General features: G+C 59.2%; 11 protein-coding genes and 1 other annotated feature. Of the genes, 2 read left to right on the forward strand and 9 right to left on the reverse strand.

What is annotated here, in order from left to right; translation table 11 throughout:
• Positions 1-160: 160 nt before the first annotated feature.
• From H9Q75_RS02855 to H9Q75_RS02885, 7 genes are all read right to left on the reverse strand, one after another.
• On the reverse strand, positions 161-298 hold the full coding sequence (locus tag H9Q75_RS02855; protein WP_186564635.1) for a hypothetical protein: 138 nt from the start codon (positions 296-298) through the stop codon (positions 161-163).
• Between the two features lie 206 nt (positions 299-504).
• Positions 505-858: a dihydropteridine reductase gene (locus tag H9Q75_RS02860; RefSeq protein ID WP_186564636.1), complete on the reverse strand. Its 354-nt coding sequence runs from the start codon at positions 856-858 to the stop codon at positions 505-507.
• Between the two features lie 230 nt (positions 859-1,088).
• Positions 1,089-2,630 carry a glutamine-hydrolyzing GMP synthase gene (gene guaA, locus H9Q75_RS02865; RefSeq protein WP_186564637.1) on the reverse strand — a complete coding sequence of 514 codons (1,542 nt, stop codon included), beginning with the start codon at positions 2,628-2,630 and terminating at the stop codon, positions 1,089-1,091.
• A 25-nt stretch (positions 2,631-2,655) separates the two neighbouring features.
• Entirely contained in the window at positions 2,656-3,279 is a 624-nt protein-coding gene (locus H9Q75_RS02870) for a hypothetical protein (RefSeq protein WP_186564638.1), read from the reverse strand.
• Between the two features lie 64 nt (positions 3,280-3,343).
• Positions 3,344-6,646, reverse strand: a complete 3,303-nt coding sequence (carB, locus tag H9Q75_RS02875; RefSeq protein WP_186564639.1) for a carbamoyl-phosphate synthase large subunit — start codon at positions 6,644-6,646, stop codon at positions 3,344-3,346.
• A complete protein-coding gene (locus H9Q75_RS02880; RefSeq protein WP_186564640.1) occupies positions 6,639-7,730 on the reverse strand; it encodes a carbamoyl phosphate synthase small subunit in 1,092 nt (363 codons plus the stop codon). The genes carB and H9Q75_RS02880 overlap by 8 nt, the downstream gene beginning before the upstream one ends.
• Before the next feature lie 191 nt (positions 7,731-7,921).
• Complete coding sequence (locus H9Q75_RS02885) at positions 7,922-8,272, reverse strand: hypothetical protein (RefSeq protein WP_186564641.1); 351 nt, start codon at positions 8,270-8,272, stop codon at positions 7,922-7,924.
• A gap of 130 nt (positions 8,273-8,402) precedes the next feature.
• Here H9Q75_RS02885 and H9Q75_RS02890 point away from each other — a divergent pair, with 130 nt between their 5' ends.
• Positions 8,403-9,083 (forward strand): DUF421 domain-containing protein, encoded by a 681-nt coding sequence (locus H9Q75_RS02890; protein WP_186564642.1) that lies wholly within the window; start codon positions 8,403-8,405, stop codon positions 9,081-9,083.
• Positions 9,080-9,460, forward strand: coding sequence for a DUF4363 family protein (locus H9Q75_RS02895; RefSeq protein ID WP_186564643.1), 381 nt, complete (start codon positions 9,080-9,082; stop codon positions 9,458-9,460). The genes H9Q75_RS02890 and H9Q75_RS02895 overlap by 4 nt, the downstream gene beginning before the upstream one ends.
• 68 nt (positions 9,461-9,528) lie before the next feature.
• Here H9Q75_RS02895 and leuA read toward each other — a convergent pair whose 3' ends face one another.
• On the reverse strand, positions 9,529-11,217 hold the full coding sequence (leuA, locus tag H9Q75_RS02900; RefSeq protein ID WP_186564644.1) for a 2-isopropylmalate synthase: 1,689 nt from the start codon (positions 11,215-11,217) through the stop codon (positions 9,529-9,531).
• Between the two features lie 58 nt (positions 11,218-11,275).
• Positions 11,276-11,511, reverse strand: a binding site (T-box leader).
• A gap of 87 nt (positions 11,512-11,598) precedes the next feature.
• The gene (locus H9Q75_RS02905; RefSeq protein WP_186564645.1) at positions 11,599-12,654 is read right to left on the reverse strand and encodes an MBL fold metallo-hydrolase; all 1,056 of its coding nucleotides are present in this window, start codon (positions 12,652-12,654) and stop codon (positions 11,599-11,601) included.
• Positions 12,655-12,745: the final 91 nt, after the last annotated feature.

Raw genomic sequence — 12,745 nt, forward strand, 5'->3', positions numbered from 1 at the left:
ACTTTCTTCAGCCATTCGGTGATTATTGCAATGAGTCCTCCTGGATATAGCGGAGGTATGGCGTTAGATATTCCGGTGTCACTGGATACAGTTCCCCGACGGGACAGGCCCGGAGTCTTGCAACGACGGCCTCTGCGTTCGGCTGGAAATAGGTCCGAAACTACTTGTTCATATACTCCACGCTTTCGGAAAGCAGATCGGCAGCCGTCTCATAGTGCAGATAGAATGTGGAGCGGTTGACAACCGCCGAGGAGGACATCCTATGAGCCAGTCCGCTGCCCGTGATGGCCGATTTCATCCGCCTTGCCAGCTTTGGGACAGCGGTCAACAAAAGGACAAGAGCGTACGCCGACATACCGTAGACCGGATATGCCGCCGCACTCTCCGTTCTGTCTGCCGCAAAGATGAAGACAAGCGCGGAGAATCGACCGGCGGGACAACAAATTGGATTCCCTTCAGCGGGCACAGCAGCGTTCCCAAAAGCACCCCTGCGCTCTTCATGGCTCAGCTCTCACTAATCTCTTTTGCCAGCTGTATGATGTCATGGGCATATTTCTGCTTGCCGTTTGCCAGCAGCTTTCTGTAGATCGGATAGTTGACACTTATACCAAACAGGCCGGCGATACCGATGATTACTCCAAGGACAAACCCAGCGGCAGTGTGGCTGCCGATGATATTCACGGAAAGGCACATCCTCACTCCCGCAATCAGCGAGGCAATCAGGCCGAAGGTGTAGGCGAATATCGTCGCCGGGAGTTTCGCCCTTGTGTCCAGCTTCCGGAGGGCCATTACCTTGGAAGTATCCTTCGGAGCATATTCATTGGCAAGCTGCTCGGCATAAATCTTATCTGTGTTCATGGCTTTCTGCCTCCTTCATTTGATGGTCTTATCCTACCAGAGGCAGAAGCGCTGCACAATAACACGAAGGGCCGGCTGTGTTGGGTTCAGCACATTTGCAATTTATAGTCCATCAGCCCTTTTTGTTCTCATTTTTATCAACAGTCTGCCCTGACTGCAAGAATGATCGTTTTGCAGAGGGAAATCCCCTTGGAAGTCCTGTAAAATCAAGCTTCCAAGGGGATTTCATGTCACTCCCACTCGATGGTCGCAGGGGGCTTGGAGGTGATATCATACACGATTCGGTTAATTCCACTGACTTCATTGACAATACGAGTAGAGATTTTATCCAGCACCTCATACGGGATCCGTGCCCAGTCGGCGGTCATGAAGTCGGAGGTGGTCACCGCCCGAAGGGCCAGGGTATAGTCATAGGTCCGGCCGTCGCCCATGACACCAACAGAGCGGGTGTTGGTGAGCACCGCGAAGTACTGGTTGATGTTCTGATCCTCCCCTGCAGCCGCGATCTCCTGGCGGTAGATGGCATCGGCCTCCCGCAGGGTATCCAGCTTCTCTTTGGTCAGGTCGCCAATCACGCGGATGGCAAGCCCGGGGCCCGGAAACGGCTGGCGCATAACCAGGTACTCCGGCAGGCCCAGCTCCCGGCCCAACTGGCGCACCTCATCCTTAAACAGCAGCCGCAGCGGTTCAATGATCTCTTTGAAGTCCACATAGTCCGGCAGGCCGCCCACATTGTGGTGGCTTTTGATGACAGCGGCGTCCCCGGCGCCCGATTCGATCACATCGGGATAAATCGTACCCTGCGCCAGGAAGTCCACCCTGCCGATCTTTTTGGCCTCTTCCTCAAAGACCCGGATAAACTCCTCCCCAATGATCTTGCGTTTATGCTCCGGCTCCGACACACCGGCCAGCTTCAGCAAAAAACGAGTTTCGGCATCCACCCGGATAAAATTCAGGTCCCACTTGGCAAAAGCAGCCTCTACCTCATCCCCTTCGTCCTTGCGCATAAGGCCGTGATCTACGAAGACGCAGGTCAGCTGTTTCCCAATGGCTTCTGCCAGCAGAGCGGCGCACACGGAGGAGTCCACGCCGCCGGAGAGGGCCAGCAACACCTTCCCGTCCCCCACCCTTTCCCGGATAGCGGTCACGGCGTTCCTGAGGTAATCCCCCATGCTCCAGTCTCCCGCAGCGCCGCACACCTCATAGAGGAAATTGCGGATCATCCGGATCCCGTTCTCTGTGTGGTTGACCTCCGGATGGTACTGCACGCCGTAGAAGCCCCGCGCCTCATCGGCGATGGCCACATTTGGGCAGGCGTCGGAATGGGCCACCAGAGCAAAGCCCTCGGGAACCTTCGCCATGTAGTCCCCGTGGCTCATCCAGGATACGCCGCAGCTGGGCAGGTTCTGAAACAGCCGACAGGACGGGTCATAATAGGTGACTGTTTTGCCGTATTCCCGGGCGGAGTCGTCCTGGGCGGCGGTAACCTGTCCGCCCAGAGTGTGGGCCATGAGCTGGCAGCCGTAGCAGATACCCAGCACCGGCACACCCCAGGTAAAAATGGCCGGATCCACATGGGGGGCATTCTTCTCGTAGACTGAATTGGGGCCGCCGGTGAAGATAATGCCGATGGGGTTCATGGCCTTCAGCTCTTCCAGGGGCGTGGTGTATGGCTTGACCTCGCAGTACACGCCGCACTCACGCACACGGCGGGCGATGAGCTGATTATACTGCCCTCCGAAATCCAGGACAATCACGGTTTGATGGGACATGGGACATCCTCTCTTTTCACATGGATTATTTTACTTCTGCGCCGCCCCATTCAACCGCTGTAAAGCCAATCCGCTCCACAGCGGTCAACGTCTGAGCAGGAATCTCTACCGGCCGGTCCAGCCCCTTCCAGGCCATAAAGACCCGGATCAGGGTATCCGGCGCGGGGTCGATGGTCAGGGCGGCGCTGTTGGTATAAGCTGTGCTTTGGAAGGAAATCAGATTATAGGCATTGCCCTCCATCCGGGGCAGCCAGTAGATGATGAATTCGTCGGCCTCCCGATCGGTCAAACCCAGTCTGGCCAGGGCATCCTCCAGGAAATCGGCGGTATCCTGCCCTGACACACAGAATCCGGTGGAAAAATCGTACTCCGCGTCTGTCACGCCCTCCCAGAACAGGCAGTAGTACTCCCGCCCGGTGGCCGGATCCGTCAAAGTGCCGTCCGGAGCGGCCAGCACGCTCCACCCGTCCCCGTACTCCGGGTAGGTGGAGGTAAGCTGCCCGTCAAAGTCCATGGCCGCCTCCACCATCATCCTCTGCTCCGGATAGAGGTAGATCACGGGCTTGGCACTGGTACTACCACCGCCGCAGGCAGACAACGCAAGCACCAACAGCACGGCAATCATCAGACCTGGGAATCGCTTTTTCATGAGACATCCCTCCTGTTTGATCTACGGATACAGACGAGAATGAAATGAAACGGTTCCCAAATGCTCAGATTTTCGTGATGTCGATGGGGCACAGGTCGGCGCTGCGGCCCTGGGTGCGGACGGTGAGCATGGCCCGCGCCGTGTCCACAGCGGTGACGCAGGCCACGGAGTGCTCCACCGTGGAGCGGCGGATTTTGAAGCCGTCCGTGTCGTGCTTGCGGCCCCGCGTGGGCGTGTTGATGACCAGATCCACCGAGCCGGAGGAGATCATATCCAGGATGTTGGGGTGGGCCTCGGACACACGGGCCACCTTGCGGGCGGGTACGCCGGCGGCCACAAGGGCGTCGCAGGTACCGCTGGTGGCCAGGATCTCGATCTCCATGTCGGCAAAGCCCCGGGCGATGCCGGTAATCTCTCCCTTATCCTCGTCCTTCACGGTGATGATGATGCGCCCCCCCTTCTTGGGGGCCTTCATATTGGCACCCTTAAAGGCCTTGAGCAGGGCCTGGGGAAAGGACTCGGCCAGGCCCAGGCACTCGCCGGTGGACTTCATCTCGGGACCCAGGCCGGTGTCCACGTCAGTGAGCTTCTCAAAGGAGAACACCGGCATCTTCACCGCGTAGTACTTGGCCTCGGGATAGATGCCCGTTCCATAGCCCAGATCCTTCAGCTTGGCCCCCAGCATCACCTTGGTGGCCAGGTCAATGATAGGCACGCCGGTGACCTTGGAGATATAAGGGATGGTGCGGGAGGATCGGGGATTGACCTCAATGACATAGACCCCGTCGTTGTAGATGATGAACTGGATGTTCACCAGACCGATGACTCCCAGCGCCTTGGCCAGGTCGCGGGTGTACTGGAGAATGATCTGCTTGTGCTTGTCCTCAATGTGGAGGGGCGGATAGACGGAGATGGAGTCGCCCGAGTGGATGCCCGCGCGCTCCAGGTGCTCCATGATACCGGGGATGAGGATGTCCTCCCCGTCGAACACGCCGTCCACCTCCACCTCGCGGCCCATCAGGTATTTGTCCACCAGGATGGGGTGCTCCTGGGTCTGGAGGTTGATGATGTGCATGAACTCGGTGATGTTGCGGTCGTTGTAGGCGATCTCCATCCCCTGGCCGCCCAGCACGTAGGAGGGGCGCACCAGCACCGGGTAGCCGATCTCATGGGCGGCGTCCAGGGCCTCCTCCGTGGTAAAGACCGTCTTGCCCGCGGCTCTTGGAATGCCGCAGTCGTTCAGAATTTCGTCAAAGCGCTCCCGGTCCTCGGCGGCATCCACCCCGTCAGCCGGTGTGCCCAGGATGGGCACACCCATGTCGGTGAGGGCCTGGGCCAGCTTGATGGCGGTCTGGCCACCGAACTGCACCACCGCGCCCCAAGGCTTCTCCAACTCCACCACAGCCTCCACGTCCTCGGCGGTCAGCGGCTCAAAATAGAGCTTATCCGCCACGTCGAAGTCGGTGGAAACCGTCTCCGGGTTGTTGTTGATGATGATGGTCTCACAGCCCAGGCGCCTGAGGGCCCAGACCGAGTGGACCGAGCAGTAGTCGAACTCGATGCCCTGGCCGATGCGGATGGGGCCAGAGCCCAGCACCAGCACCTTCCGCTTTTCCGTGGAAGGTGCGCTGTCCACCCGGTGCGGCCCGGCGGTATTGGCGGCCAGGTAGGGCGCCTCCGGAATGCCGGGGGCCACCTCCCCCACCTGCGGCAGCTCCAGAGGCGCGGCGGCCTCGTTCTCCTGGTCGTAGGTGGAGTAGTAATAGGGGGTCTGCGCCTCAAACTCGGCGGCGCAGGTGTCCACCATCTTGAAGGCCGGGCGGATGCCGAGGGACTCCCGCAGAGCCTTGATCTCCTTCTGCTCCCGGCCGGAGAGGGCGGCGATCCACGCATCGGAGAAGCCCATCTCCTTGGCCCGGCGCAGGGTGTCACCGTCCAGGCGGCCATGATCCAGGGCGTCCTCCATATCCACGATGTTCTGGAAGCGGTCAAGGAACCACAGGTCGTACTTGGTGATCTTGTTGATCTTCTCCGGCGAGAAGCCCCGGCGCAGGGCCTCGGCCACCACGAAGAGCCGCTGGTCGTCGATGTTCACCAGGCGGTCCTCGATCTCCTCGGTATACAGCTCGTCCAGGCCGGGCAGGCGAAGGGACTTCACGGGCAGTTCCAGGGAGCGGATGGCCTTCATCAGCGCCCCCTCGAAGGAGTTGCCGATGGCCATGACCTCGCCGGTGGCCTTCATCTGGGTGCCCAGGGTGCGGCTGGCGGTAGTGAACTTGTCAAAGGGCAGGCGGGGAATCTTGAGCACGCAGTAATCCAGAGTTGGCTCAAAGCAGGCGGTGGTCTTGCCGGTCACCGCATTGGGGATCTCGTCCAGGGTATAGCCCAGGGCGATCTTGGCCGCCACCTTGGCGATGGGGTAGCCGGTGGCCTTAGAGGCCAGGGCGGAGGAGCGGCTCACCCGGGGGTTGACCTCAATGACCGCGTACTCAAAGGAGTCCGGGTTGAGGGCCAGCTGCACATTGCAGCCGCCCTCGATCTCCAAGGCGGAGATGATATTCAGGGACGCGGAGCGGAGCATCTGGAATTCCCGGTTGGCCAAGGTCTGGGTGGGGGCCACCACAATGGAGTCGCCGGTGTGGACGCCCACCGGGTCGATGTTCTCCATGGAGCAGATCTGGATGACGTTACCAGCGGAGTCCCGCATGACCTCGAATTCGATCTCCTTCCAGCCGGAGATACACCGCTCGATGAGCACCTGACCCACGCGGGACAGGTGGATGCCCCGGTCGGCGATCTCCCGGAGGGAGGGCTCGTCATAGGCGATGCCGCCGCCGGTGCCGCCCAAAGTATAGGCGGGGCGGACAATGACCGGATAGCCGATACGCCCGGCGAATTCCACCGCGGCCTCTACGCTCTCCACCACGTCGGAGGTAACGCAGGGCTGGCCGATGGCTTCCATGGCGTCCTTGAAGCCCTGGCGGTCCTCCGCCTTGCGGATGGACTCCGGTGAGGTGCCCAGCAGGCGCACGCCGTACTGTTCCAGGATGCCCTGCTCATACAGGTTCATGGCCAGGTTCAGGCCGGTCTGCCCCCCCAGAGTGGGCAGAATGGAGTCGGGGCGTTCCATCTGGATGACCTGCTCTACCGAGGCGATGTTCAGCGGCTCAATATACACATGGTCGGCGATATCCTTGTCTGTCATAATGGTGGCCGGGTTGGAGTTGACCAGTACCACCTCCACGCCCTCTTCCTTCAGGGCGCGGCAGGCCTGGGTGCCCGCGTAGTCAAATTCGGCCGCCTGACCGATGACAATAGGGCCGGAACCCAGCACCAGCACCTTCTTGATGTTTGGATTCTTAGGCATGCTTACGGCCTCCCTTCATATTCTCCACAAAGCGGTCGAAGAGGTATTCCGTATCCATGGGGCCGGGGCTGGCCTCCGGGTGGAACTGGACGGTAAAGCAGTTGGGACGCCTGTATTTCAGGCCCTCCACACTGCCCTCGTTGACATTCACATGGGAGATCTCCGCCACCGCCGGGTCCACGCTCTCCCGGGTGACCACATAGCCGTGGTTCTGGCTGGTGATAAAGGCCCGCCCGGCGGCAATGTCCTTCACCGGGTGATTCGCCCCCCGGTGACCAAAGCGCATCTTCCGGGTCTGCGCGCCGGTCGCCAGGGCCATGAGCTGATGCCCCAGGCAGACGGCGAAGATGGGGATATCGCTGTCATAGAGCTTCTTGATCTGGGCGATGATCCCCACATTATCCGCCGGGTCCCCGGGGCCGTTGGAGAGCATCACGCCGTCAAAGCCCCCCTCCAGCACGGTCTGGGCCGGGGTATGGGCTGGATAGACCGTCACCTGGCAGCCCCGCTTCTGGAGACAGCGGATCATGTTCTCCTTCACGCCGAAATCGTAGAGGGCCACCCGCAGCTTCTGCCCGCCCAGGGCCGGATAGACCTGCGCCTCCCGCCGGGTGACCGCCTCCACTGTGTCCTGCACCCGGTAGGCCTGGATTTTTTCCAGGCACTCCGGGACAGAAAAATGCTCCGCACAGGTAATCATACCGTTCATGGTACCCTGACTGCGGAGAATCCGTGTAATCGCCCGGGTATCCACATCTTCGATCCCGGTGATATTGTACTGTTTCAAATAGGCGTCCAGCTCGCCCTCACAGCGGAAATTGCTGCCTCTCTGGGAGAGATGCCGCACCACAAAAGCCTCTGCCCAGGGGCGGCAGGACTCGTTATCCTCCTGATTCACGCCATAATTGCCGATCAGCGGATAGCTCATCACAATTCCCTGTCCGGCATAAGAGGGATCGGTTAAAATCTCCTGATAGCCCGTCATGGAGGTATTAAACACCATCTCGCACACACGGTCGGCTGTAGAACCGATGCTCCGCCCGGAAAAGACACTGCCGTTGGCTAAAATCAGCGTTGCCTTCATTCTGGTATCCCGCCTTTCCTTTCCCATATTGATCTGCTTCATTTTATCTCAAAACCGCTTTTCTGACAACAAAATTTTTCCCTATTTTTGTGAAGGGCATGAAAACAGTCATTTTGGACAAACAGCAGGGGCGCACCGCCTCCTTTCACAGGCAATGCGCCCCAAGCGGCTCCACAGGCAGAGCAGTCTTTTTACTGCCCGATCCGCACACTCCATCTCAGCACAAAGGCCGAATGGACAATGACAAATACAGAGCCCGCGTTACGGACCAGCACGCCTGTCACCGGGTCCACAACCCCCGCCATGGCCAGAAGAATTGCGGCAAAATTCAGCGCCATGAAGATGGCCAGGAGCCCCACAGGCCGCCAATCCACTGCCAGATAGGTAATAGTGCAGCCCGCGCGCAGATAAGGCTCCTTCTGCTCCCATTCACTCCAGGCAATCCCCAGCTTCTCCAGCAGCGCACGATTAGCCGCCACCACCGGGTAGGCGATATTCTCTCCGCCTCCACCCCAATCCAGAAATACCTGCAGTTTTCGCATTTCCCCTCCCAATACCCATAGGGGTATACTTTGTCAAGCTGCGGAGCACGTTCAGGTTCCCTGCACCGGAATAATTGTCCGCCCCGCGCGCCACACTAAAACAACCTATGACAGTTCTGGAGGTTGTTTTATGGTCATCGCATTTGTGCGCACGATTATCCTCTATCTGTTCATCATCGCCGGCATCCGGCTGATGGGCAAGCGTCAGGTGGGCGAGCTGGAGCCGTCTGAACTGGTCCTCGCCCTGCTGATTGCCGACCTAGCCGCCGTACCCATGCAGGATTTCGGTATCCCGCTGCTTACCGGTATTATTCCGATCTTTACGCTTTTGTGTATCACCATGATTTTATCCGTACTCACCATGAAAAGCGTCAAATTCCGGGCCATCGTCTGCGGACGCCCTTCCATTATTGTGGAAAACGGAAAACTCTGCCAGCAAGAGATGAAGAAGAACCGCTTTACGGTGGATGAGCTGATGGAAGAGTTGAGGATGAAGGGTATTACCGATATTTCCACCATCAAGTATGCCATTTTGGAGACCAACGGCCAGATTTCCGTACTGCCCTACACCAACCAGCTGCCCGTCACCGCTGAACAGATGAACGTCACACCGGAGGATGTCGGATTGCCCCTTGTCATCATCAATGACGGCCGGGTACTGGAGCATAACCTGCGCACCCGGGGCTTTGACCGCAATTGGCTGGAGAAGCAGCTTGCCCAGCGCAAAATCAGGCACAGCAAAGATGTCTTTCTGCTCACGGTGGATGAGCAGAACCGGGTCTACTTTGTGGCAAAGGAGAACGCGAAATGAAACGCCTCTGGATTGCGGCTGCACTTTTGGTGGCCATATTCTGCGCTATGCTTTACAACACCCATTTTTTATGCCGCTTTTCCGGCGAGCTCGCACAGGCGCTGGAACAGGCAGAAGCCTATGCAGAGCAGGGCGATTGGCGCCGTGCGGAGTCCATGACCCGCCAGGCTTATGATCTCTGGCAGAGTCGAGACAGCTATCTACACATCACACTGCGCCATGCGGATACGGACCTAATCTATTCCGGGTTTCGGGAGGTTTTGGAATTTATTACCTGTCAGGAGGCCGGTGAGTATTCGGCCGCCAACGCCAAGCTGCTGACCGAAATTGAATTGCTCTATGAAGCAGAACAGCTCACGCTGAAAAACGTGCTGTGAGGCCGCACCCTGCACGGCGCAGAAACTCCTCAGTCCAAAAAGGGCTGAGGTGTTTCTGCGTTTCAATATTATACTCGTCCGGTCACCGCGCGGTTGATGGCTGAAAGAATTCCCTTCAGCGGGGCCAGGTTGATATTATGGGAAACCCCGACCCCAAAGACATCCTTTCCTGCCTTATCCCGCAGCTGAATATAGGCCACCGCCATAGAGTCGGAACCGTCGGAGACGGCGTGTTCCTTATAGTCCACAAAGGTAAAGCGGTCCATCTTCTGGCCGTGAATGGCGTTAAAGAAGGCGTCAATCGGGCCGTTGCCGCTGCCCTGCACCTGGAACACCGTGTCCTGATGGCGGAGGGTGCCGGCAAAGGTCACGTGGGAGTGGCCGGATTCGTCGGTAAACTCGGCAAAGGAGTGGCGCACCAGCTCATAGGGGACGGTAACGTCCATATACTCCGCCTTGAAGAGCTCAAAGACCCGCTCCGGCTTGAGCTCCTTGCCCACCCGGTCGGTCTCCACCTGGACGATGTGCCCGAACTCCGGGTGCATCACCTTGGGCAGGTCGAAGCCGAAATGATGCTGCATGACAAAGGCCGCGCCGCCCTTGCCGGACTGGCTGTTGATGCGGATGATGGGCTCATACTGGCGGCCCACATCCGCCGGGTCGATGGGCAGATAGGGCACCTCCCAGTATTCTGTGCCGCTCTCCTGCATATAGTGGGTGCCCTTGTTGATGGCATCCTGGTGAGAGCCGGAGAACGCGGTGAACACCAGCTCGCCCACATAGGGCTGCCGCTCCCCGATCTTCATCTTCGTGACCTGCTCGTACACATCGCGGATGCGGTTGATATCCGAGAAGTCCAAGCGCGGGTCTACCCCCTGGGTATACAGGTTGAGGGCCAGGGTCACCATGTCCACATTGCCGGTGCGCTCCCCGTTGCCGAAGAGGGTGGCCTCCACCCGTTCCGCCCCGGCCAGCTGACCCAGCTCAGCGGTGGCCACACCCTCCCCCCGGTCGTTGTGGGGGTGCAGGGAGATGATGGCGCACGCCCGGGAAGGTAGCTTTCGAATGAAGTACTCGATCTCGTCGGCAAAGTAATTGGGCATGCAGTTCTCCACCGTGGTGGGCAGGTTGAGGATGATCTTATGCTCCGGCGTGGCGCCCAGGGTCTCGATCACCGCCTGGCAGATCTCCACCGCTGCGTCCATCTCCGTGCCCATAAAGGACTCGGGAGAGTACTGGTAGCGCAGGTCCACGCCGGAGGCTACCACCGGCTCGGACAGCTCCCGGATCAGCTTGGCCGCGTCCACGGCGATCTGCTTCACCCCCGCCACGTCGGTGTGGAACACCACCTTGCGCTGGAGCGTGGAGGTGGAGTTGTAGAAGTGGAAGATCACGTGCTTGGCACCCTGAATGGCCTCGAAGGTCTTTTTGATCAGATGCTCCCGCGCCTGAACCAGGACCTGGATGGTCACATCATCCGGGATATGGCCGCCGTCAATGAGAGTGCGGATAAATTCATATTCCGTCTCCGAGGCGGAGGGAAATCCAACCTCGATCTCCTTCACGCCGATGTCCACCAGGGTGTGGAATAACTTCAGCTTTTCCTCCACATTCATCGGGTCGATGAGGGCCTGATTGCCGTCCCGCAGGTCCACCGAGCACCAGATGGGGGCCGCAGTGAGCCGCTTCTCCGGCCAGGTGCGGTCCGGAAGGGCAATCGGCTCAAAGGGGATGTACTTCTGATATGCCTGTTTCATGGGGATTCCTCCTGTCGATATGGGCCGGGGAATACAAAAACACCCCTGACCCGAACTGGTCAGGGGCGTTTGATGACGCGGTACCACCCTGATTCGGCCGCCGGTTTCCCGTACAGCCCTCACTGGCCTCCAACAAGGCCTCGGCCGATAACGCGGCCAGACGGCCCGCCCTACAAAAATTTCAGGCAGGCAGCTCCGGGATCAGTATGCATACGGGATCCACGCGCCGGTTCGCACCAACCACCGGTTCTCTGAGCGGGCATATCCGTATCTTCTTCCCATCATCGCGGTTTTGGGGATAACTTTTTCTTATCATAGCGAAAATCAGACTGCCTGTCAAGGGCTGGAAGTCATAAAATTTTTTCGCCCCGCGGCCGTCCCCTACGGCTTGCAGTTGCCGCAGGGGCGGTACCCCTCCGCCTCCGCCTCTTCCCGGCTGTCAAAGTAAACACGGTTGCGCTCGTCCGGCAGCCCAGAGCAGGTGTCCAGGTGAAACACCTGGGATCGCAGGTTGCCGATATAGGTCTCCCTCCCGCTCTCCTCTCTTCGGCCGGGAATGGGCGCGCCGGCACGCTGGGTGGTAAAGGAGACCTGTACACCGTCGCTCACCGCTGTCACTGTGCCCAAGAGATCTGTGCGGTAGACCTCCGACCCGGCGTCGGACAGACGGCTGAGCACCGCCTCCGAAGGGTGCCCATAGGAATTGCCCTCTCCCACCGAGATGACCGCATACCGGGGCATCACCTCCCACAGGAAGGGGTAACTGCTGGAGGTGTCGCTGCCGTGATGCCCCACCTTGAGCACCGTGGCCGACAGCGCGCAGCCGTCCGCCATCAGATCGGCCTCGGCCTCGCGCTCCATGTCTCCAGTGAACAGAAAGGAGGTCTCCCCGTAGTCCACCCGCAGGACGAGGGAGGTGTTGTTGGTCTGCTCATAGTCCCGCCGCGGCCCCAGCACCGTGACCTGCGCCGTCCCCAGAAAAAAGCTCGTGTCCGGCTGCGGCTGTTCCGAAGAGAGCCCCTGGGTCTGGGTATATTTGAGAAAATCCTGGAACGCCTTGGAATCATAGTCGCTGACAGGGGAAAACACCTGACAGACTGTAAAGGCATTCAAAGGGCCGGACAGCCCGCCCACATGGTCCTCATGGGCGTGGGTGCACACCAGGTAGTCCAGCTGCTCCACCCCCTGCCGCTCTAGGTAGGACACCACCAGACTGCTGTCGTCCACATTGCCCCCGTCAATGAGCATAGACTGCCCGCCGCACAGGAGCAGGGCGGAATCCGCCTGTCCTACGTCGATGTAATGTACCTCCAGCGCCCCCGCTCCGCCGGAGACCGTTTCCTGTTCCTCCGGACGCGCCGGTCCAACCTCCCCGCAGCCGCCTAGGGACAACAGCAGGGACAGAGCCAGCAGAAGGGAACAAATTCTCTCTTTCATAAAAAACCTCGTGTTTTAAAGAAGTTTCCATAATTACATAACTAGGATACCACAAATCACAACGGATGTGGTATACTGAAAACCGGACTTT

The sequence above is a fragment of the Lawsonibacter celer genome (assembly GCF_014281125.1).
GTDB classification, from domain to species: domain Bacteria; phylum Bacillota; class Clostridia; order Oscillospirales; family Oscillospiraceae; genus Lawsonibacter_B; species Lawsonibacter_B celer.

What these genes read in the sequence shown, in the direction of transcription:
- H9Q75_RS02880 (WP_186564640.1), bottom strand. Translation starts at nt 7,730, where the DNA reads ATGAAGGCAACGCTGATTTTAGCCAACGGCAGTGTCTTTTCCGGGCGG.
- H9Q75_RS02890 (WP_186564642.1), top strand. Translation starts at nt 8,403, where the DNA reads ATGGTCATCGCATTTGTGCGCACGATTATCCTCTATCTGTTCATCATC.
- H9Q75_RS02885 (WP_186564641.1), bottom strand. Translation starts at nt 8,272, where the DNA reads ATGCGAAAACTGCAGGTATTTCTGGATTGGGGTGGAGGCGGAGAGAAT.
- H9Q75_RS02905 (WP_186564645.1), bottom strand. Translation starts at nt 12,654, where the DNA reads ATGAAAGAGAGAATTTGTTCCCTTCTGCTGGCTCTGTCCCTGCTGTTG.
- H9Q75_RS02855 (WP_186564635.1), bottom strand. Translation starts at nt 298, where the DNA reads ATGAAATCGGCCATCACGGGCAGCGGACTGGCTCATAGGATGTCCTCC.
- leuA (WP_186564644.1), bottom strand. Translation starts at nt 11,217, where the DNA reads ATGAAACAGGCATATCAGAAGTACATCCCCTTTGAGCCGATTGCCCTT.
- H9Q75_RS02870 (WP_186564638.1), bottom strand. Translation starts at nt 3,279, where the DNA reads ATGAAAAAGCGATTCCCAGGTCTGATGATTGCCGTGCTGTTGGTGCTT.
- carB (WP_186564639.1), bottom strand. Translation starts at nt 6,646, where the DNA reads ATGCCTAAGAATCCAAACATCAAGAAGGTGCTGGTGCTGGGTTCCGGC.
- guaA (WP_186564637.1), bottom strand. Translation starts at nt 2,630, where the DNA reads ATGTCCCATCAAACCGTGATTGTCCTGGATTTCGGAGGGCAGTATAAT.
- H9Q75_RS02860 (WP_186564636.1), bottom strand. Translation starts at nt 858, where the DNA reads ATGAACACAGATAAGATTTATGCCGAGCAGCTTGCCAATGAATATGCT.
- H9Q75_RS02895 (WP_186564643.1), top strand. Translation starts at nt 9,080, where the DNA reads ATGAAACGCCTCTGGATTGCGGCTGCACTTTTGGTGGCCATATTCTGC.